This window comes from Streptomyces sp. Je 1-332, from assembly GCF_040730185.1.
In the GTDB taxonomy this organism is placed as follows: domain Bacteria; phylum Actinomycetota; class Actinomycetes; order Streptomycetales; family Streptomycetaceae; genus Streptomyces.
The window spans coordinates 7,632,763-7,652,910 of sequence record NZ_CP160402.1 but is presented as its reverse complement, the minus strand read 5'-3'; the positions used below and the strand labels follow the sequence as shown (position 1 = coordinate 7,652,910).

17 protein-coding genes are annotated in these 20,148 nt (G+C 70.2%); 7 read left to right on the top strand and 10 right to left on the bottom strand.

Going from position 1 to position 20,148, the window contains the following annotated elements; translation table 11 throughout:
• Window positions 1-67 precede the first annotated feature (67 nt).
• A complete protein-coding gene (locus ABXJ52_RS34445; protein ID WP_367047649.1) occupies window positions 68-1,546 on the bottom strand; it encodes an esterase in 1,479 nt (492 codons plus the stop codon).
• A 243-nt stretch (window positions 1,547-1,789) separates the two neighbouring features.
• Here ABXJ52_RS34445 and ABXJ52_RS34440 point away from each other — a divergent pair, with 243 nt between their 5' ends.
• Window positions 1,790-2,461 carry a hypothetical protein gene (locus tag ABXJ52_RS34440; protein ID WP_367047647.1) on the top strand — a complete coding sequence of 224 codons (672 nt, stop codon included), beginning with the start codon at window positions 1,790-1,792 and terminating at the stop codon, window positions 2,459-2,461.
• Window positions 2,462-2,679: 218 nt separating this feature from the next.
• Window positions 2,680-2,970 (top strand): hypothetical protein, encoded by a 291-nt coding sequence (locus ABXJ52_RS34435; RefSeq protein ID WP_367047645.1) that lies wholly within the window; start codon window positions 2,680-2,682, stop codon window positions 2,968-2,970.
• Window positions 2,971-2,988: 18 nt separating this feature from the next.
• On the opposite strand, the gene ABXJ52_RS34430 is transcribed toward ABXJ52_RS34435, so the two are convergent.
• From ABXJ52_RS34430 to ABXJ52_RS34410, 5 genes are all read right to left on the bottom strand, one after another.
• Complete coding sequence (locus ABXJ52_RS34430; protein ID WP_367047643.1) at window positions 2,989-3,195, bottom strand: hypothetical protein; 207 nt, start codon at window positions 3,193-3,195, stop codon at window positions 2,989-2,991.
• 197 nt (window positions 3,196-3,392) lie between these two features.
• A complete protein-coding gene (locus tag ABXJ52_RS34425) occupies window positions 3,393-5,786 on the bottom strand; it encodes an excinuclease ABC subunit UvrA (protein WP_367047641.1) in 2,394 nt (797 codons plus the stop codon).
• 184 nt (window positions 5,787-5,970) lie between these two features.
• Window positions 5,971-6,381 carry a VOC family protein gene (locus tag ABXJ52_RS34420; protein WP_367047639.1) on the bottom strand — a complete coding sequence of 137 codons (411 nt, stop codon included), beginning with the start codon at window positions 6,379-6,381 and terminating at the stop codon, window positions 5,971-5,973.
• A gap of 354 nt (window positions 6,382-6,735) precedes the next feature.
• Window positions 6,736-7,365, bottom strand: a complete 630-nt coding sequence (locus ABXJ52_RS34415; RefSeq protein ID WP_367047637.1) for a cysteine hydrolase family protein — start codon at window positions 7,363-7,365, stop codon at window positions 6,736-6,738.
• Window positions 7,366-7,483: 118 nt separating this feature from the next.
• The gene (locus tag ABXJ52_RS34410; protein ID WP_367047635.1) at window positions 7,484-8,476 is read right to left on the bottom strand and encodes a helix-turn-helix domain-containing protein; all 993 of its coding nucleotides are present in this window, start codon (window positions 8,474-8,476) and stop codon (window positions 7,484-7,486) included.
• Between the two features lie 360 nt (window positions 8,477-8,836).
• Here ABXJ52_RS34410 and ABXJ52_RS34405 point away from each other — a divergent pair, with 360 nt between their 5' ends.
• Together ABXJ52_RS34405 and murJ are read left to right on the top strand one after the other, a co-directional pair.
• Window positions 8,837-9,481 carry a hypothetical protein gene (locus tag ABXJ52_RS34405; protein ID WP_367047634.1) on the top strand — a complete coding sequence of 215 codons (645 nt, stop codon included), beginning with the start codon at window positions 8,837-8,839 and terminating at the stop codon, window positions 9,479-9,481.
• Between the two features lie 49 nt (window positions 9,482-9,530).
• On the top strand, window positions 9,531-11,216 hold the full coding sequence (murJ, locus tag ABXJ52_RS34400) for a murein biosynthesis integral membrane protein MurJ (protein WP_367047633.1): 1,686 nt from the start codon (window positions 9,531-9,533) through the stop codon (window positions 11,214-11,216).
• A gap of 19 nt (window positions 11,217-11,235) precedes the next feature.
• Here murJ and ABXJ52_RS34395 read toward each other — a convergent pair whose 3' ends face one another.
• Window positions 11,236-12,468: a phospholipase D-like domain-containing protein gene (locus ABXJ52_RS34395; protein WP_367047631.1), complete on the bottom strand. Its 1,233-nt coding sequence runs from the start codon at window positions 12,466-12,468 to the stop codon at window positions 11,236-11,238.
• 186 nt (window positions 12,469-12,654) lie between these two features.
• On the opposite strand from ABXJ52_RS34395, the gene ABXJ52_RS34390 reads away from it, so the two are divergent.
• Window positions 12,655-12,897, top strand: a complete 243-nt coding sequence (locus ABXJ52_RS34390; RefSeq protein ID WP_367047630.1) for a DUF6411 family protein — start codon at window positions 12,655-12,657, stop codon at window positions 12,895-12,897.
• Between the two features lie 68 nt (window positions 12,898-12,965).
• On the opposite strand, the gene ABXJ52_RS34385 is transcribed toward ABXJ52_RS34390, so the two are convergent.
• Together ABXJ52_RS34385 and ABXJ52_RS34380 are read right to left on the bottom strand one after the other, a co-directional pair.
• Window positions 12,966-13,583: a TOPRIM nucleotidyl transferase/hydrolase domain-containing protein gene (locus tag ABXJ52_RS34385; protein WP_367047628.1), complete on the bottom strand. Its 618-nt coding sequence runs from the start codon at window positions 13,581-13,583 to the stop codon at window positions 12,966-12,968.
• A gap of 104 nt (window positions 13,584-13,687) precedes the next feature.
• The gene (locus tag ABXJ52_RS34380) at window positions 13,688-16,099 is read right to left on the bottom strand and encodes a phosphoketolase family protein (RefSeq protein ID WP_367047627.1); all 2,412 of its coding nucleotides are present in this window, start codon (window positions 16,097-16,099) and stop codon (window positions 13,688-13,690) included.
• Window positions 16,100-16,314: 215 nt separating this feature from the next.
• Between ABXJ52_RS34380 and ABXJ52_RS34375 the strand changes: the two genes are divergently transcribed.
• Window positions 16,315-17,514 (top strand): AAA family ATPase, encoded by a 1,200-nt coding sequence (locus ABXJ52_RS34375; RefSeq protein ID WP_367047625.1) that lies wholly within the window; start codon window positions 16,315-16,317, stop codon window positions 17,512-17,514.
• 18 nt (window positions 17,515-17,532) lie between these two features.
• Window positions 17,533-19,149, top strand: a complete 1,617-nt coding sequence (locus tag ABXJ52_RS34370) for a VWA domain-containing protein (protein WP_367047624.1) — start codon at window positions 17,533-17,535, stop codon at window positions 19,147-19,149.
• Window positions 19,150-19,172: 23 nt separating this feature from the next.
• Here the strand turns inward: ABXJ52_RS34370 and ABXJ52_RS34365 are convergent, their stop codons facing one another.
• Window positions 19,173-19,901, bottom strand: coding sequence for an FCD domain-containing protein (locus ABXJ52_RS34365; protein ID WP_367047622.1), 729 nt, complete (start codon window positions 19,899-19,901; stop codon window positions 19,173-19,175).
• Window positions 19,902-20,148: the final 247 nt, after the last annotated feature.

Below are 20,148 nucleotides of genomic sequence, written 5' to 3'. Positions count from 1 at the left end.
CTCACGACCGCGTCCGGACGCTCTGCCGGTAGGCCCTTTCGGGCCACGGCGCCTACTGCCGCGCGACCTACTCGTCGATCGCCGCGCCGAACGCCGCGCCCTTGCCCGGCGTGCCCAGCGAATCCCCGCCGTACGTCCAGGAGCCGGACGCTGTGACGCCGCCCGTCCCCGCGGACAGGACCCACACCACTCCGTCACCGGCGTTCTCGCCGGGGGCGGCGGCCAGCAGACCGAAGCGGCCGTCGCGGTTGGGGTCCGTCAGGCGCATCTGGGCGCCCCACTTGTCGCCCTTCTCGGGGACGCCGGGGATGTCCGCGGAGTTCTGGTCCCAGGACTTGGCGCCGACCCCCGTCAGGCCGTGCTCGGAGCCGCGCAGCACCCAGGCCGCCCCGGCGTCGGCGACCGTGCCGATGTCCTCGCCCGGAGCGCCGATCGCGACGTCCGCGTAACCGTCGCCGTTCGTGTCCGCCACGGACAGATCGGCGCCCCAGCCGTCACCGCGCTCCGCCACGCCGGGCACGTCCACGCTGTCCTGCGTCCACCACTTGGCCTCGTCCTTGAGGCCTTCCGGGGCGCCGTAGCGGACGCCGACCAGGCCGCCGGTCAGCGTTTCCCCGCCGTCGTCCGGGGAGTTGGGCTCGCCGGTCACCAGGTCGTCGTACCCGTCGTGGTTGATGTCGCCGGACGCCGCCGCGGGCCCGCCGCGCAGATCGCTGTCGTACGTGAGACCGTCGGCGCTCCCCTTGAAGTACGAGGACCAGCCGTGCCCCGGCTCGTCGCCCACGGTCACGCCGGACACGATGAGATCGGCGTAGCCGTTGTCGTCGTAGTCGCCGGTGGTCAGTGACTTCGGCAGGATGTCGCGCTCCTCGGCCGCCGCGGAAAGACGCTCGGAGGCCTGACGCCGCAGCGGGGCCTGCCCGTCGGCCTGCGGTGCGGCGTCGTACGCGAAGAGCTCCAGGTCGTCGCGGTCCAGTACGGCCAGCACGTCGCCCGGGGTCTCGCCGGTGAGGTGCGCCGCCGCGAGCCCCACGCCGAACTGCTCGCCCTTGGTGGGCTCCTGGGTCTCCAGCCAGTCGCTGGCCGCGCCGCTGAGGCCCTGCTTCGAGCCCCACAGGATCGCGACGCCACCGGCGTCCGCGGTGTCGCCGATGTCCTCGCCGGGGATGCCGACGATCGCGTCGTCGAAGCCGTCGCCGTCGAGGTCGCCGGTGGCGACGGCCTTCCCGAAGCCGTCGCCCGCCTCCGCGGCGCCCGCGACGCCTGCCGTCGACTGGCTGAATCTGCCGACGGAGGTGGTGTTCATGCCTCTGGAGGAGCCGTACTGCGCCGTGACGAGACCGGCGCCCTTCTGGCCGCTGACCGTCGCCCCGGGGGCTCCGACCAGCACATCCTCGTATCCGTCGCCGTTGAAGTCACTGTTGCGGTCGTCGGCGTGCGTCCCCCCAGGAGTGCCGGCGACAGCGGAGGGAGCGGCAACGATGCCCGCCCCGGTGAGGAGGAGGAATGAGGCCGCGGCGAGGGCGGCCGATCGGTTCTTGCGCACGAGCGGCTCCTATGAAGGAAGGTGGCCGGGCAGGCGCGAGGGTGTCCGGAAAGGGCCCGTTCCTTGTCCGGCGCCCTGTTCGACACCGGATGGGGCAGAAGGGTTGTACGCGTTCTCCCGATCGGGTGAGGGAAGCGCAAACTCCTCTGAGATCATGGCCGTTGCGATCATGAGTGTTCAGATCACGAGTATTTCGATCACGGCCGCGGAAGGACCGCCGCCGCAGGACGGGAGAGACAGCGCGTGCCCCAGAACCGAGTGACCTACCGGGTGATGTACGCGCCGAATCCCCCCGTCGTCGTCAGGTGGGGCGGCAGTGAACAGCCCGACGCGGACGGCGTGATCGGCCGCCTCTGCCGTGACCCCGCCGGCCCCGAGCGGGACAACCGCCACTCGCTGCGCGCCTTCCACATAGTTCCGGACGGCCGGGCGCCGGTCGCGCGGGTGACCACCGAGCAGACGCTCGGCTCCCGCACGAGCGGACGCCCCGCCGCCTACCGCGTCGACGACGCCGGCGGCACCCCGCTCGCCAGGATCACCTTCCGGCGGCGCCCCCTCCTGCGCCTCGGCCGCACACGGTGGACCGTGGAGCCCGTCACGGGGCCCGCCCTTCAGGGGTGTCGGGGCCGTCTGGTGTGGTGGGCGCTGTGGTGGCCCGTCGGACTGCCGCTCAGCCTGGTGTGGGGCATCACCTCGCTCCTGGGCGAGGGCGACGGCGGCTTCGGCGCCCCGCGCCGGATCATCTGGCGCGACCCTTCCGGCCGGGCGCGTCTCGTGTTCCGGGGTCTGTCCGACGAGTACCGCGTGCTCGGCCAGGAGGTGGACCCACGGGTGGTGGCCGCGCTGGTGGCACTGCACCAGTCGTTCGACCCGTCAGAAGGCAGCGGGGCGTTGGGGTGGTACGAGTCGGCGTGAGGCGGGCGCGTGGCGCACGGGGTCACGGGGACGCGGGGTCACGGGGTCACGGGGTCACGGGTGGAGCCTCAACTCCCCCTGCCGAGCGGAGCGTACGAGCCCTGGACGCCCAATGATTAGCGCATTCGGGTGTCTTGGCGGGACCCGCGCAACCGGAGAGCCACCCGACCGCTTCCTGTCCGACACAGGCATCGCCCGCACGTCGTGAGGAAGCCGCCATGACTTCACCCGCCACCATCCTGCCGACCGTCAACTGGGACGCGGAGGCCGACTTCCTGCTGCCCCCGCCCGACCCGACGCAGCGTCTGGACATGGCACCCCCGGCCGCACTCACGCCCCGCGACCGGCACCGTCTGAGCCTGCACGCGACGCTCACCACGGCCGCGGTCCCTCCCCACCCCGACGACGCCAAGGCCATCGACGCGCTGAGCACCCTCGACGACACCGTCGCCCTGGCGATCTGCCGTTGGCTCAGCACTCACGCCCATCCGGCGGCGCCGCTCACATGACGCGTCGACGCCCGCCGGTCAGCCCCGGTGGAACAGGTCCTGCGGGTCGACGCGTTCCCAGCGCGAGCGCGGGGCCGGCGTACGCGGCACCTCCCGGTTCCGGGCCTGCCACTCCCGTACCAGCGCGTCGTAGATCGGGGACGGCGACGCGGTCTCTTCGCCACCGGTCCTTGTCCCGGCACGGGGCGGCCGCGGCGAAGGAATTCCGTTGCCCGCATCGCTCATGCGCAGTCCAACGTTCCTTTCCGCTCCCGGCACCTTCAGGAATCCGCCCACGTCCGGCATTGAGCCCGTGGCATGCGGATGCCACGGGCTCAATGGGACGTCAGACGCAGATTACTGACTCCATGGACCGTCTGCGTGCAATCTTCGGATTCGTACCCAAACGAGAGCAGCCGAGCCTTGGAGCCGTGCCCCGCCGGTCAGCCGACATACGCCGCGAGATGTTCGCCGGTGAGCGTGGAGCGGTCGGCGACGAGATCCGCCGGCGTGCCCTCGAAGACGATCTTGCCGCCGTCGTGTCCGGCGCCGGGGCCGAGGTCGATGATCCAGTCGGCGTGCGACATGACCGCCTGGTGGTGCTCGATGACGATGACCGACTTGCCGGAGTCGACGAGGCGATCCAGCAGGCCGAGCAGTTGCTCGACGTCCGCGAGGTGCAGGCCCGTGGTCGGTTCGTCGAGGATGTAGACGCCGCCCTTGTCCGCCATGTGGGTGGCCAGCTTGAGCCGCTGCCGCTCGCCGCCGGAGAGCGTGGTGAGCGGCTGCCCGAGGCTGAGGTAGCCGAGCCCCACGTCGGCGAGGCGTTCGAGGATCTTGTGCGCGGCGGGCGTACGGGCCTCGCCCTCGCCGAAGAACTCCTCCGCCTCGGCCACCGACATCGCGAGTACCTCGCTGATGTCCCGGCCACCGAAGGTGTATTCGAGCACCGCGGGCTGGAACCGCTTCCCCTCGCAGTCCTCACAGAGGGTCTCGACACTGGCCATGATCCCGAGGTCGGTGTAGATGACGCCCGCGCCGTTGCACGTGGGGCAGGCACCCTCGGAGTTGGCGCTGAACAACGCCGGCTTCACGTCGTTGGCCTTGGCGAACGCCTTGCGGATCGGTTCGAGCAGTCCGGTGTACGTGGCCGGGTTACTGCGCCGCGAGCCCTTGATCGGCGCCTGGTCGACCGAGATCACACCCTCGGACGCGGGGATCGAGCCGTGGATCAGTGAGCTCTTGCCGGAGCCCGCGACGCCGGTGACGACGCACAGCACCCCCAGCGGGACGTCGACGTCGACGCCCTGGAGGTTGTGGCGGGTGGCGTCGCGGATCTCCAGCGTGCCGGAGGGCTTCCGCACCGTCTCCTTGAGCGCGGCACGGTCGTCGAGGTGGCGCCCGGTGACGGTGTCGCTGCCCCGCAGTCCGTCGACGGTGCCCTCGAAGCAGACCGCTCCGCCCGCCGTACCGGCCCCGGGGCCGAGGTCGACGACATGGTCGGCGATCGCGATGGCCTCGGGCTTGTGCTCGACGACGAGGACCGTGTTGCCCTTGTCCCGCAGGCGAAGGAGCAGCTTGTTCATCCGCTCGATGTCATGCGGGTGCAGGCCGATGGTGGGCTCGTCGAAGACGTACGTGACGTCGGTGAGCGAGGAGCCCAGGTGCCGGATCATCTTGACGCGCTGTGCCTCGCCACCGGACAGCGTGCCCGCGGGGCGGTCGAGTGCGAGGTAGCCGAGGCCGATCTCCACGAACGAGTCGAGGGTCTGCTGCAACGCCGTGAGCAGCGGAGCGACCGAGGGCTCCTTGAGGCCGCGGACCCACTCGGCCAGGTCGCGGATCTCCATCGCACAGGCGTCGGCGATGCTGATCTTCTTGATCTTCGAGGACCGGGCCCCCTCGCTGAGACGGGTGCCGTCGCACTCGGGGCAGGTGGTGAAGGTGACCGCGCGCTCCACGAAGGCCCGGATGTGCGGCTGCATCCCCTCCTTGTCCTTGGAGAGGAACGACTTCTGGATCTTGGGGATCAGCCCCTCGTAGGTGAGGTTGACGCCGTTGACCTTGACCTTCATGGGCTCCCCGTAGAGGAAGTCCCGCAGTTCCTTCTTGGTGTACTTGCGGATCGGCTTGTCCGGGTCGACGAGGCCCGACTGCGCGTAGACCTGCACGGTCCACTGACTGTCCGACTTCCAGCCGGGGATGGTGAACGCGCCCTCGGAGAGCGACTTGGAGTCGTCGTAGAGCTGGGTGAGATCGATGTCGGAGACCGAGCCCCGGCCCTCGCAGCGCGTGCACATGCCGCCGGTGCGGTTGAAGGTGGCCTTCACGGTCTTGGTCTTGTCGCCCCCGCGCTCGACGGTGATCCCGCCGCTCGCCCGTACCGACGCGGTGTTGAAGGAGTAGGCGCTGGGCGGGCCGATCTGTGGCTTGCCGAGCCGGCTGAACAGGATGCGCAGCATCGCGTTGGCGTCGGTGGCGGTGCCCACGGTGGAGCGCGGGTCGGCGCCCATCCGCTGCTGGTCGACGATGATCGCCGTCGTCAGACCGTCGAGTACGTCGACTTCGGGGCGGGCCGGCGTCGGCATGAAGCCCTGCACGAAGGCGCTGTACGTCTCGTTGATCATCCGCTGCGACTCGGCGGCGATCGTGCTGAACACCAGCGAACTCTTGCCCGAGCCCGAGACTCCGGTGAACACCGTGAGGCGCCGCTTGGGGATCTCGATGCTGACGTCCTTGAGATTGTTCACGCGCGCGCCGTGCACACGGATCAAGTCGTGACTGTCGGCGGCGTGGAGCGCAGGCGACTGCGCGGTCTTTCTCTTGGCCGGGCTCATGGTGTCTTGTCTCCATCTGTCGTGCGGAGCCGCCTGCGCGGGTCCGTCGGTGCCGCCTGGCTCGATCTGATCATCGTCGAGCGATACGTCAGGTTCTACTTCGTCGGCGTGTTCGCGGCAACGGGTCGCCGTTCTTCCGCTTGGCGGTGCCGGCTCGGTGCGCGCGATCTCGGGTCCGGCGCCCTCAGCCCAGCTCCAGGATGCGGAGCAGGTTGCCCGCGGGGTCGCGGACCGCGCAGTCGCGTACGCCGCAAGGCTGCTCGGTCGGCTCCTGGACGATCTCGGCGTCCTCGGCACGGAGCCGCGCGAAGGTGGAGTCCAGGTCGGCGGTGGCCAGCAGGATGCCGGCGTAGGTCCCCTTGGCCATCATCTCGTCGATGGTGCGGCGCTCGGCGTCGGTGATGCCGGGGCCGGTGGCCGGGGGCTGAAGGACGAGGGAGGTACCGTGCCGGCCGGCGGGGCCGACGGTGATCCAGCGCATCCCGTCGTGCCCGATGTCGTGGCGGACCTCGAAGCCGAGGATGTCGCGGTAGAAGGCCAGGGAGGCGTCGGGGTCGCTGTGCGGGAGGAAGCTCGCGTGCAGGGTGACGTCCATGGACTTCACGCTAGGCGCGGCTCGGGTGCCGGTGCTTCTCGATTCCTGACCGTTCCGGTCCGGTGTGGTCGGGTCGGGTCGGGACATGCTTCGGGGGCGGCACCAGATGGTGCCGCCCCCGATCGCCGCGCCCGCCGTCAGGACTGGGGGCGGCTGCCGTGGTTCGCGCCGTTCTTGCGGCGGGCCTTCTTCTTGCGACGTCGCTTCGAGGACATGGATACCTCCGTGGTTCCGGTGTTGCTTCCTGGGCTTGAGCCCAGGCGATCATGCACCCCCTACCCAGGACGGCGCCGGGTAATGACGTGTCCTATGACACGAAAGAGGTGCATGCTCAGGCCGGGATCAGGTGCATGCTCAGGCCGGGACCCCGTCGACGGAGGGAACAACTGTTCCGAACAGGTCGGTGACCGTCGTCAGCGCGGCGCTCTGGAGTGCGGCGGCGGGCAGGACGGTGCCGTCGGGGGCGGCGAGGGCGCGGGTGGCGGTGGCTTCGGCGACGACGGTGGGGCGGTAGCCGAGGTTGAAGGCGCCCTGAGCGGTGTGGTTGACGCACATGTGAGTCATGAACCCGGCAAGCACCAGATCCTTGCCGCTGCCCGCGGCGAAGCCCAGGCCGGTGAGCGTCTTCTCCAGTTCGGTGGCGTGGAAGGAGTTGGGGAACTGCTTGACCACGACCGCCTCGCCGCTCACCGGGGCGACCTCGTCGCTGATGGCCCCGATGTGAGCACGGATGTCGTACGGGGATCCTTCGCCGCCGTCATTGAGGATGTGGACGACCGGGGTGCCGGCCGCACGGGCGCGTTCCAGCAGGCGGGCGCCTGCCGCGAGCGCCTCCTCCGCGCCGTCCAGGGCCATGACGCCGGTGCGGTAGGTGTTCTGGAAGTCGATCAAGATCAGCGCGGATTCACTCAGCCGGGGCGGCCGGCTGTCCAGGCCGATCACGTCACGCAGGGTCGTGGAGGGCTGATTCGTGGAGGTGCTCATGGTGTGAGGTGCCTTTCGTGTTGCGCGGTGGATGCCGGATACGGCATGGCGGAATGAGGCATGGCGAAGCCGCAGGGCCTGCTTGTGTGGCCTGGGGTACCGGCGGGGGTGCGGAGGGTCAGGTGGTCTGGACGCGGAAGCGGCGGCGGTATGCCGCCGGGGTGGTGGCGAGCTGTCGGTTGAACGCTCGGTGGAGCGTCTCCACCGAGCCGAGCCCGGCGGCGGTCGCGACCTGGTCGAGCGGGCTGTCGGTGGTCTCGAGGAGGCGGCGCGCCACCTCGACGCGAGCGGCTTCCACGTAGTCCGCCGGGCTGGTGCCCGTCTCCTGTTTGAACACCCGGGCGAAGTGCCGCTCGCTCAGGCACATCCGGGCCGCCAGTGCCGCCGCCGACAGGTCTTCGTCGAGGTGCTCGGCGATCCACAGCCGCAGTTCGTCGATGTCGCGCCGGGCGGACGCGGGGCGGCTGAGCGGTACGGAGAACTGGCTCTGACCGCCCTGGCGCTTGAGGTACATCACCAGTTGCCGGGCCACCGCCAGGGCCGCGTCCTCGCCCTGGTCCTCGGCCACGAGCGCCAGCGCGAGATCCAGGCAAGCGCTGATCCCGGCCCCGGTCCACAACCGGCCCCGGTCGGTGCGTACGAAGATGGGGTCCGGGTCGACCGTGACGGCGGGGTGTTCGGCGGCGAGCTGGGCGGCGGTCGACCAGTGGGTGGTCGCCGTCTTCCCGTCGAGGAGTCCGGCCGCGGCGAGGACGTGCGCGCCCACACACACCGAAGCCACGCGGCGGGCGTGCGGTGCGGTGGCCTTCACCCACTCCACGACGTCCGCGTCGATGCGGGCGATCGGCCCCTCGTCCGTCATGTCGACGGCGCCGGGCACCAGGAGGGTGTCCACCTGCCCGCCCACCTCGTCGAAGCCGAGGTCGGCCACCAGGCGTACCCCCGCCGACGTACGGATCTCGCCTGCGACGGGCCCGGCGAGGCGGACCTGGTAGTCGGCGCGGCCCGCGGTCTCCCGGCCGGCCAGCGCGAAGACCTCGGCAGGGCCGGTGACGTCGAGGAGATCGACATCGGGGAAGACCGCGATGACGACGCGGTGCGGAGTGGACATGGCTCCATCCTCACCGCCGCCACCGATGGCCGCAATGACGGTTCTCTGTCACATCCGGACATGCGCGCGACCGTCCGACCGCGGGTGATGGAGCTGCTCGGCGACAAGGAACGACCGGCGGCCGAGATCGCCACCGAGACCGGAGCACTTCCGCAGCCCATGACCAGACGAGGAGATCCTGGCCCGGGCGCCAGCGACGCTGGAGCGCCAACGGCTCACAAGGCGTTGCTCGTTGGTGGCCGGAGGTTTCTTCCACTCGGTTCCGGACGGCTCCGGCCGGACTCACGTACCTCACCGACCTCAACGTGATCGTGGTTGAGCGGCTACCGTGTCTCGCCTGGCTCAACCTTGGGGGGAAATATGCGCGTTCGCGCTACTGCGGCTCTGGCCGCCATGCTCTTGGCCGCGCTCACCGCGTGCAGCGGCAGTGGCGGTGGTGACAAGGCCGACGCGAAGTCGTCGAACGGCTCGAAGGACTCGGCGCCGAAGAAGGTCGACTGCGCCGACGAGGACATCAGTCAGGCCGACTGGACGAAGTACTGCTCCGACGAGGGCGCGGGAGCCGACGCAGACGGAGTTGAGGCGAAGCCGAAAGGCCTGAAGTTCGGCGAGTCCTATACGTGGCCCGACGGCCTGAAGGTGTCCGTCACGGAGGCGAAGGTGTTCACGGACTACGACACCGAGTTGATGGAGTCGGCCGAGCCGGGCAACACCGACTTCCGCGTGAAACTGAAGCTGACGAACTCCGGAAAGTCCGCCGTCGCCCTGAACGACCTGTCCCTCATCATCGAGGGCGCCACAAAGGGCGGCCAGGCCTCGGTGACCGCCTTCGAGAAGGGGGCGGAGCCGCTCGAAGGGCGCCTGGCTCCCGGGGTGTCCACAACGAAGACCGACGACAACGCGCTCGAAACGAAGTACGGCAAGAAAATCGTCGTCACTGTGCAGCGCGACAGCGAGGACTACGACCTGGACTACCCGGAGTACACCGGATCCATCACGGGGTGAACCCTGGGGCGGCAACAGCCGCGGCTGCCGGGCAACGTAGGTTGACCGCATGGTTAAGGGGGCGAGCCCGGCGGCGCGGACCATGCCGCCGGAGCGGCGGACGAGCGGACGGCATGCTGCCGCCGGGCGTAAGAAGAAGCAGGGCGGGCTGGCCCGTTCGTCGATGCTGATGGCTGTCGGCACGGTGGTGTCGCGGGCGACGGGTCTCATCCGGCAGGTGCTGCAAGCCGCCGCGCTGGGCACGGGCTTGCTGGCCAGCACCTACAACACGGCGAACACCGTGCCGACAAGCCTGTACACGCTGTTGATCGGTGGAGCACTCAACGCCGTCCTGGTACCGCAGTTGGTGCGGGCCAGGACGACACAACCCGACGGCGGCCGTGCCTACGAGCAACGTCTGGTCACGCTCGTGGTGTGCGTGCTCGGCGTCGGAACGGCGCTCGCGGTGTGGGCGGCTCCACAGATCGTGGGCCTGTACATGCGCGACACCCCGGAGCATCACGAGGCGTACGAGCTTACGGTGACGTTCGCCAGGTTCCTGCTTCCGCAGATCTTCTTCTACGGCCTGTTCAGCATCTACGGACAAATCCTCAACGCCCGTGAGAAGTTCGGCGCGATGATGTGGACGCCGGTCCTCAACAACGTCGTGCTGATCGGCATGTTCGCCGCCTACCTGACGCTGATGACGGTTCCCGACAAGGTGGAGGACATCACCACCAGTCAGGTACGGCTGCTCGGACTCGGCACGACGGCGGGTATCGCCGTGCAGGCCCTGGCGCTCATCCCGTTCGCGCGGGCGGCGGGATTCAGGTTCCGGCCGCGCTTCGACTGGCGGGGCACCGGTCTGGGCAGCAGCGTCCACGCGGCGAAGTGGACGCTGCTGTTCGTCCTGGCCAACCAGGCCGCCCTGACAGTGGTCACGAATTACGCCAACACCGCCGACCAGGAGCTGCCCGAGGCCGGTGCCGGTTACTCCGCCTACACCTATGCGCAGACCATCTGGCTGCTCCCCCAGTCCATCGTGACGGTGTCTCTGGTCACGGCCCTGCTGCCGCGCATGAGCCGGGCCGCGGCGGAAGGGCGAGTCAAGGACCTGGGCGCGGATCTGTCCCGGGCCCTGCGGGTCAGCGGCGTGGTCATCGTGCCCGCCGCGTTCCTCTTCCTCGCCCTGGGGCCGCGGATCGCGTCGTTGCTGTATGCCCACGGAGCGGCGGATGCCGCATCGGCCCGCCCTCTGGGGTACATGCTGCAGGCCTTCGCCCTCGGCCTCATCCCGTTCTCCGCCCAGTACCTCCTGCTGCGCGGCTTCTACGCGTTGGAGGACACGCGTACGCCCTTCTTCATGGCGGCCTGGATCGCGGGGGTGAACATCGTTCTGGCCACGGTCTGCCATCTGCTGCTGCCCACCCGCTGGGCGGTCGTCGGCATGGCGGGGGCCTACACCCTGTCCTACCTGGCCGGCCTCGCGCTCACGGCGTACCTGCTGCGCAGGAAACTCGGAGCCCGCATCGACGACGGCAGCCTGCGCCGCACCTACGGCAAGCTGTTCTGTGCCGCGGGCCCCGCCGCAGGTCTTGGCTGGGCCGTCGCACAGGTGTGCGCCGGGCCCGGAAGTGGAACGTGGCCGACCGCCGCCGCGCTCGCTGCGGGAGTGTGCACGACGGTCCTCGGATACCTCTTCCTCGCGCGGTTGATGAAGATCAGCGAACTCCGGCGGCTACCCGGAATGCGCTGAGTCCGGCCAGGGCCCCACGTCACAGAAAGCGGCGGATCGGGCGGACGGAGAGTTCTCTGATCCGTTGGAGTACGGAGCGCCTCTTCCAGCGGCCCGGTCTGATCAGTTCGCTGGCCGTCACGTCGTCCTCGAAGTGGTCGTCGAGCGTTGCGGTGAACTCCGGGTCGAGGACCGCGAGCATGACTTCCTCGTCGTGATCGAGGGAGCGACGGTTGAAGTTCGTCGAGCCGATGAGCGAGGCCACACCGTCGACAGTGATGATCTTCGCGTGCATCATCGTCGGCTGGTACTGGAAGATCTTCACCCCGCAGGCGGTGAGATCCTCGTAGTAGTGCTGGCCTGCGAGGTGGCTGACCCGCTTGTCGGTGTGCGGGCCCGGCAGCAGGATCTCCACCTCGACCCCGCGCCGCGCGGCGTCGCACAGCAGCTCGATGAAGTACGCGTCCGGGGAGAAGTACGCGGTGGACAGCCGGAAGCGCTCCTCGGCCGACTCCAGCATCACCCGGATCAAGGTCTGCATGTCCTGCCAGCCGAGGCTGGCCGAGCCGCGCACCACCTGCACGATGGCCTCGCCCCGCGGCTGCTGCTCGATGAAGCGGTCCCGGTGGTCGAAGAGCTCGTCGTGGGACTCCGCCCAGTTCTGTGCGAACGCCGCCGCCATGCCGTCCACCGCGGGCCCGCGCACCTCGACATGCGTGTCACGCCACTCGTGCTCGTTGCGTGCGTTGCCGCACCACTCCTGCGCGATCCCCACCCCGCCCGTGAACGCGGTCTCCTCGTCGACGACGAGCACCTTGCGGTGGCAGCGGTGGTTCTGCTTGAGCGGGGAGAGGTACAGCGGCTTGCGGAACCACGCGACCTGCACCCCCGCCCGCTCCATCGCGTCGAGCTGCTCGCTCTCGATCAGGCGGCTGCCGAACCCGTCCAGAAGCAGCCGCACCCGCACCCCGGCACGGGCCCGCTCCGCGAGCGCCTCGGCGAACTGGAGAGCGATGTCACCCTTCCAGTACACGAACGTCATCATGTCCACGGTGTGCTCGGCACGGCGGATTCCGGCGAGCATCGCCGCGAAGATCTCGTCGCCGTTGCGCAGGGGGGTGAGCGCGTTCCCCTCGGTCGCCGCGATGCCTATCAGCCGCTCGAGGCGCCGCCGTATCCGCGTGACCCGGTCCTCCACGGATGGCGCGACCGGCGCGACCGCCCCTTCCGTGGCCCGCGGAGTCAGCTCGGGCGGTTCCTTCGTACTGGTCATGGTGTCACCTGGCCGGTACGCGACGAGAGAGCATCGGGCCGCGGCGCCCGGTCCGGCACGGGCTGAGCGGCGAGCCGACTGTACCGGTCGGAATGCCGAGGCCGTGAGGGGGACGGGGGTGGGCCCCGGCATACACCTCGCCGGGCAGGGAACACGGCAGGAACGCCTCGACACAGGGAGCTTTTCGTGATCATTGTCGGCATAGTCGCTGTCTGTATCGTTCTGGCCGTACTCGCCTTCTTCGTGCCGCGTCTCTCGCGACACCCCGAGCGGGGAACCCAGCGCACTCTGGGGGCCGGCTCACGCGCCGGTAGCAAGGCCCCCGGCATCCTTGGCCGGCTCTTCAGCAAGCCGTTCCGCAGCAGTTCCAAGGCGGTGGGCCGCAGCGGCTCGGCCGGCCGGCGGACCCGGGGCCGCATGCCCTTCTGACCGCCGCATGCCCTTCTGACCCACCGTGCCCTTCTGACCCTCCTCGCGAGCTCGCGAGGAGGTCATCCTCACAAGCTCGCGAGGAGGTCATCGAGCGGGGCCGGAGTCGTTCCGGGGTCCAGGGCCTCGACCAGGAGGCGGCCGTAGCGGATCTTGCGCCCCTTCTTCGTTCCGAGGAAGCGCCGCAACTGCTGCTGCCGGGGCCGGTCATGCTGTGCGGGCTGGTGGACGAAGGTCTGCCAGGCCCGCAGGTCCCCCTCGGCCCGGACGACCTCCTCGACCCTCGCCGTGCCCAGTGCGCGGATGAGTTCGTCCTCCAGGTCCGCCACGCACACGAAGAAATCCCGGCGCGACGCCCCCGCCCGCTCCAGAGCACGGTCGTAGAAGGGCCGCTCGCCCACGTCGCACAGTCCCGCGAGACGCAGCCCGAGGCCCGGCGGCCCGAGGAGCTCGGTGTAGCGGCCGATGCTCATCGCGCCGCCCATCGGGACGACGCAGACCCCCTCGGCGGCCAGGTCCCGGCCATGCCGCACTGCCAGCGCCTCGACGGCCTCGCGATCACTCGGCCCCTCGAGCAGCACCGCCGTCCGCACCCCCGCCCGCAGGGCCAACTCACTGGCCGCCCTGCCGAGCCCGTCGGCCGCCCAGTCGGTGACCGCGTCCCGGAACGCCCCCATGTCCGCCATGGGGCGAGTCTGCACCGACACCCTCGCCACGGCACCCGAAATTCGACGGCCGGATCAGCCTGCCGCGCCTTCAGTCCTGCCGGGCCTTCAGTCCTGCCAGGCCTTCAGTCCTGCCAGGCCCAGTCCCGCACCTCCGGCAGGTCCACGCCGTGTGTGCGCACATAGGCGTGGTGGCGCAGCCTCGCGTCCTTCATCCGCTGGCGTACCTCGATCGCACGGACGCCGAGGCCCGGCACCCGGTCGACGACGTCCATCACCAGGCGGAAACGGTCCAGGTCATTGGCGACCACCATGTCGAAGGGCGTGGTGGTCGTGCCGCGTTCCTTGTAGCCGCGGACATGCATGTGCGGGTGGACCGCGCGCCGGTAGGCGAGCCGGTGCACCAGCCACGGGTAGCCGTGGAATCCGAAGATCACCGGCTTGTCGCGGGTGAACAGCGCGTCGAACTCCGCGTCCGGCATGCCGTGCGGATGCTCGCCCTCCGGCATCAGTCGCGCGATGTCCACCACGTTCACCACCCGCACGGCGAGGTTCGGCAGGTGGGTGCGGAGCAGGCTCGCGGCGGCGAGCACCTCCAGGGTGGGCACATCCCCGGCACAGGCCAGTACGACGTCGGGCTCCTGATCGGGGGCCTCCGTGCCGGCCCAGGTCCACACACCGGCGCCCCGCGCGCAGTGGGCCCGTGCCTCGTCCAGGTTCAGCCAGTCGAAACCGGGCTGCTTGCCGGCCACGATCACGTTCACGTAGTCACGTGAGGCGAGGCAGTGCTCGGCGGTGGAGAGCAGGGTGTTCGTGTCCGGGGGCAGGTAGACCCGTACCGCTTCTGGACTCTTGTTGAGTACGTGGCCGATGAAGCCGGGGTCCTGGTGCGAGAAGCCGTTGTGGTCCTGGCGCCAGACATGCGAGGTCAGCAGGTAGTTCAGTGAGGCGATGGGCGCGCGCCAGGGCAACTCGCGGGTGGTGCGCAGCCACTTGATGTGCTGGTTGACCATCGAGTCCACGATGTGCACGAACGCCTCGTAGCAGGAGAACAGTCCGTGACGGCCCGTCAGGAGATAGCCCTCCAGCCACCCTTGGCAGGTGTGTTCGGAGAGGATCTCCATCACCCGTCCGTGCCGGGTGAGGTCTTCGTCGACGTCGTAGATCTCTTCCTGCCATGCCTTTCCGGACGCCCCGTAGACCTCGTCGAGCCGGTTGGACGCGGTCTCGTCCGGGCCGACGAGCCGGAAGTCGCGCCGCTCCGCGGTGTCGGCCATCACCTGCCGCAGATAGCCGCCGAGCACCCGTGTCGGCTCGTTCATGGTGGCGCCGGGCTTGTCCACGTCGACCGCGAACTCCTCCAGCGGCTTCAGCGGCAGCGAGCGCAGGAGCAGCCCGCCGTTGGCGTGCGGGTTGGCGCCGAGGCGCAGCGTGCCCCGCGGGGCGATGTCTAGGAGCCCGGAGGCCGGGCGCCCCTGGTCGTCGAAGAGCTCGTCGGGACGGTAGGAGCGCAGCCATTCCTCCAGCTGGTGGCGGTGCTCGGCGCTCTCCCTGACGTTGGACAGCGGCACCTGGTGCGCGCGCCACGTGCCCTCCACCGGTTTGCCGTCCACCGTCCTGGGGCCGGTCCAGCCCTTCGGGGTACGGAGCACGATCATGGGCCAGCGGGGCCCGGGGGCGTCCTTGGCGCGCTCGGCGGCGCCGTCCGCCCTGGCCTCGCGCTGGATCGCCGCGATGCGGTCGAGACAGCGGTCGAGGGCGGCGGCGAAGTCACGGTGGACCGTCATGGGGTCGTCGCCGGTGACGTGCACGGGCTCGTACCCGTAGCCGCGCATCAGCTCGTCGAGTTGTCCCTCGGGCAGCCTGGCCGGGATCGTCGGGTTGGCGATCTTGTAGCCGTTCAGGTGCAGGACGGGGAGCACCGCGCCGTCGTACACCGGGTCCAGGAAGGTGTTGGAGTGCCAGGAGGCGGCCAGCGGTCCGGTCTCGGACTCTCCGTCGCCGATGACGCACACCGACAGGAGGTCGGGGTTGTCGAACGCGGCGCCGTAGGCGTGCGAGAGGGAGTAGCCGAGCTCGCCGCCCTCGTGGATGGAGCCGGGCGTCTCGGGGGCGACGTGGCTCGGCACTCCGCCGGGGAACGAGAACTGGCGGAAGAGCCGGGTCATCCCCTCTTCGTCGCGGGTGACGTCGGGGTAGGTCTCTGTGTACGTCCCGTCCAGCCAGGAGTTGGCCAGTACGGCGGGCCCGCCGTGCCCGGGGCCCCAGATGCAGACTGTGTCCAGCTGCCGGGCCTTGATGACCCGGTTGAGGTGGGCGTGCACCAGGTTGAGGCCGGGCGAGGTACCGAAGTGGCCGAGGAGGCGTGGCTTGATGTCCTCGACGGCGAGGGGGCGCCGCAGCAGGGCGTTGTCCATCAGGTAGATCTGCCCCACCGAGAGGTAGTTCGCCGCCCTCCAGTACCGCTCAAGCGCCCGCAGTTCGGCATCGGTGGGTGGTTCGGTGGGTGCGGCCGGGTTCACCGCGGATTCGCCCATGGCTGTTCCTTCCGATAAATGACCGGCCACGCTCAACGTAGCGGCGCACTGGGCCCCACGCCTCCCGGAGTCGGCCGGACGCATGTTCAGCGCCCCCGGGTTCCCACTGGGAGAGATCTACACGGCTATCGTGCTCGGGCGAAGGGGCCGTACGGGAGAACGGAGGGGCCGTACGGGAGTCCGGACCCGGCGGGGTAGAGGCAAGGAGCGAATTGGTGGGGGCACCGGAAGCGCAGGACACGGCCAGGAGGCTGCGGGCGATCAGCGACGAGCTGTCGGACCGCTTCTACGAGCGGGCCGACGTGGTGCGGACGCTGGTGGTGACGCTCCTGTCCGGACAGCACTCGTTGGTGCTCGGCCCGCCCGGCACGGCCAAGTCCGAGCTGGCCCGCGAGCTGACGGGCAGGGTCGACGGCGCGTCGTACTGGGAGATCCTCCTCTCCAAGTTCACCGCGCCGACGCGCATGTTCGGCCCCATCGACGTCGCCGCGCTGGCCCGGGGTGAGTACCGCCAGGTCTACGAGGGCCGTGCCACGACCGCGCACGTGGCGTTCATCGACGAGATCTTCAAGTGCTCCACGGCCGCCCTGAACGAGACGCTGGGCTACCTCAACGAGCGGATCTACCACCCCGAGAGCGGGGGCGATCCCATCCGCTGCCCGCTGATCGGAGCCATCACGGCGAGCAACGAACTGCCCACCGGCGAGGACTCGGCCGCGATCTACGACCGGCTGCTCGTACGGATCGAGGTCGGCTATCTGTCGGACCCCTCGAACTTCGCCGCACTGGTCCGCTCCGCCGTGGGCCGCCCGGCGGCGCCGGCCCGGACCACGGTCGACCTGGCCGCGTTGCAACACGCCGTGGCCGAAGCCGTCCCGGCCGTGGACGTCCCTGACGCGATCGTGGACGCGATATGCACCCTGCGGGCCGCCCTGCGCCGCAAGGAGCTCATCGCGTCCGACCGCCGCTGGCGCCAAGCGGTGGGCCTGCTCCAGGCTTCCGCCTACCTCGACGACCGCCCGGCGGTCGCCGAGACCGACCTGTCGATCCTGACCCACGTGCTGTGGAACTCCCCCGCCGAGCGCCCGACCGTCGAGCGCGAGGTACTGCAACTGGTGAACCCCGACGCCAAGGAGGCGCTCGAGCTCGCCGACGCCATCGAGGAGATAGAGGCACAGCTCGACGCCATGGCCGGGCAGTCCCGCGAGGCGCTGAGCGACTGGGTCATCAGGAAGGCCCACAACAAGCTCGCCATGGCGGGGAAGCGTCTGGAGACGCTGCGTGCCGAGGCGGCGGGCGCCGGCCGCTCCACCGCAGCCATCGACCGCGTCACAGGCCGCCAGCGCGCCGTCCGCGCCCGCGTTCTCACCGAGGCCCTCGGCGTGGACGCGAGCATGGTGCAGGCCCAGGTCTGACACCGGGGCATCAGGAACATGGCCGAGACACCGCACAGGCTGGACGAGCTGGCGAAAGGCGCCGGGAAGTGGCTCGCGCTCCCCACCGCTCCCGAGCGGCACACGGCGGCCGTGCTCGCGGACCGGTTCGAACAGCTCGCGTGGCGCGACACCTACGAGCAGTCGGCCGGGCTGCGCGAGTTCGCCGAGGAACTCAACGAGCGGCACGACCACGCCACTGATCTTCTGACCGACGTGTTCCTGGCCGCCTACAAGGCGGGCCCGCGGCTGCGCGAGCGCGCGCACATGGCTCCGTCCCGGCTGGTCAACCACCAGGTCATGGCCTCCCTGATGGGGTCGCCGGACTTCGCCGAGCTGCACCGGGAGACAGCCGGTGATCCTTACGCCGCCGCCATGGCCGTACTGGCCCAGGCCCCCGCACTGCGCCGACTCCTCGATCACTCCCGCGATGCCCAGGAGAAGGCCGAGCGGGCGACGAAGACCCAGCAGGACGCCGAGGAGGCGGCAACCGCCGTGTGCGAGGCGCTCCAGGAGGCTGCTGACAGCACCGACGCGGAGGGCGCCGTGGAGGCCCCCGAAGCCGACGCCCTCCAACGGGCGATCGACGCCGCCGAGTCCGCCCACACGGCTGCGCGGCAGGCTGCCCAGTACGCCGAACAGACCATCGCGACTGCGGCTCCCGGTATCCGTTCGGGCGCACGGAACGCGGCATCGCAGGCGGCCGAGGCCGTGCGGGAGGAAGCCTCGCTGATGCGGGCCTGGGGTGTCGGCCCCGGCCGGCTGGAGCGGATGCCGTTCGAACAGCGCGCCCGCCTCGCCGAGCGGCTGCGCTCCAGCCGTCTCGCGCAGTGGGCCGAGCTGATCGGCCGCTTCCGGCAGATGGCCGAGGGCGAGCGCGCCCGCAAGGTGGAGAACGCCACCGGGGAGCTCGTCGGCGTCACCCTCGGCGACGATCTCTCCCGCGTCATCCCCTCCGAGCTGGCCAACCTCGGCCTGCCCGAGCTGCGAGCGGTGTTCGCCGCACGCTACGCCGCCGGGGAACTGATGCTCTACGACAACCAAGGAGAGCAGTCCACCGGCAAGGGCGCCGTCATCGCCTGCGTCGACACCTCGCACTCCATGTATGTGGAGGGGCCGGGCGGGGTCACCCGGGAGGCGTGGGCCAAGGCGTGCGCCCTGGCGCTCTTCGACCAGGCCCGCCGCGCCGGCCGGGACTTCGTCGGCATCCTGTTCGCCGCCGCCGACAAGCTCCAGGTCTTCCGCTTCCCGGCTGACGAGGCCGCCGACATCGCCCGGGTCGTCGACTTCGCGGAGACCTTCCTCGGCGGCGGCACCAGCTACCAGAGACCGCTGTCGGCAGCCGTCGACCTCCTTGAGGAGGAGTTCGACGACGCCGCCCGCTCGCGCGGCGACATCGTGCTGCTCACCGACGACGAGTGCGGCGTGAGCGAGGAATGGACGCGCGGCTGGAACGAGGCCAAGCGCCGGCTGGGCTTCCGTGTCTTCGGTGTGGCCGTCGGCGCCCCGCCCGCCGCCGAGGCGGGCTCGGTCCTCGATGCCCTGTGCGACAACCTCCGCGCCGTCGAGGACCTCACCGACGTCCACGCGGCAGCCGATCTCTTCCGCGTGATCTGACCCCGGTCAGATGCGGTCGGTGGTCAGGCCCGCGCGGCGTCCCGGGTGCGAGCCTCGGCGATCCTGCGCCGCACCGGCGCGTAGTGCTCGCCCAGGGACTTCAGGAAGGCGGCGACATCACCGGCCCGCGCGGCGTCCACGATGCTCTGGTGCGCGGCGATGGTCTCGGTCTCGTCGGCGTGCGTGAACCCGTCCAGTTGGGGCGCGAGGATCGCGAACACATCCCAGAAGGCCATCGAGAGCTGGTCGACGAGCTCATTGCCGAGCGGTTCCACGAGCAACGCGTGGAACGCCCGGTCCGCCGCCACGAACCCGGCCCCCTCCCCCGCGCCCTCGCGCATGGAAGCCACGAGGCGCTCCAGCGCGTCGAGTTGGCCGGCGCTGAGCGTGGTGACGATCCGGTCGGCCATCCCGCGCTCGACGAGTTCGCGCACGTCGACGAGGTCGGCGAGGACCTGGAAGTCGTCGCCCGGCGAGAGCAGCCCACGGAAGGTGAGGCTCTCCACCAGGGCCGAGAGGCTCAGCCGGCCGACGTAGGTGCCGTGGCCGTGGCGGACCTGGACGATGTCCAGGGCGTTGAGGATCTTGACGGCCTCGCGCACGCTGGAGCGGCTCGCGCCCAGCGCCTCGCACAGAGCCGGCTCGGTGGGCAGCGGGTCGCCGGGGCGCAGCCGCTCCTCCAGGATGTAGCGCTTGATGCCCTCGACGACTTCCTGCCGGAGCAGTTGCCGGCCGGGCTTCGCACCGGACACGGATGACCTCCCCACCTCTTGACCCCTCTCGATACCCGAGCCGAGTCTCCACGCTAGCAAGGCATCAGACATCTGACGTCTCATGCCTGAGGGAGCCGGATCGGGCACCAGCGGCGAATCGTTCCGCAAATCCTCGACCGGCCAGCAAAGCTCAGGGCGGTTTCCACTATGCTTCCTGGCACAACCGCCCGCGCCGAGACGCGATCCGGTGCCGCGTGCTCCGCAGGCGCCCTCTCGCACTGTGCCC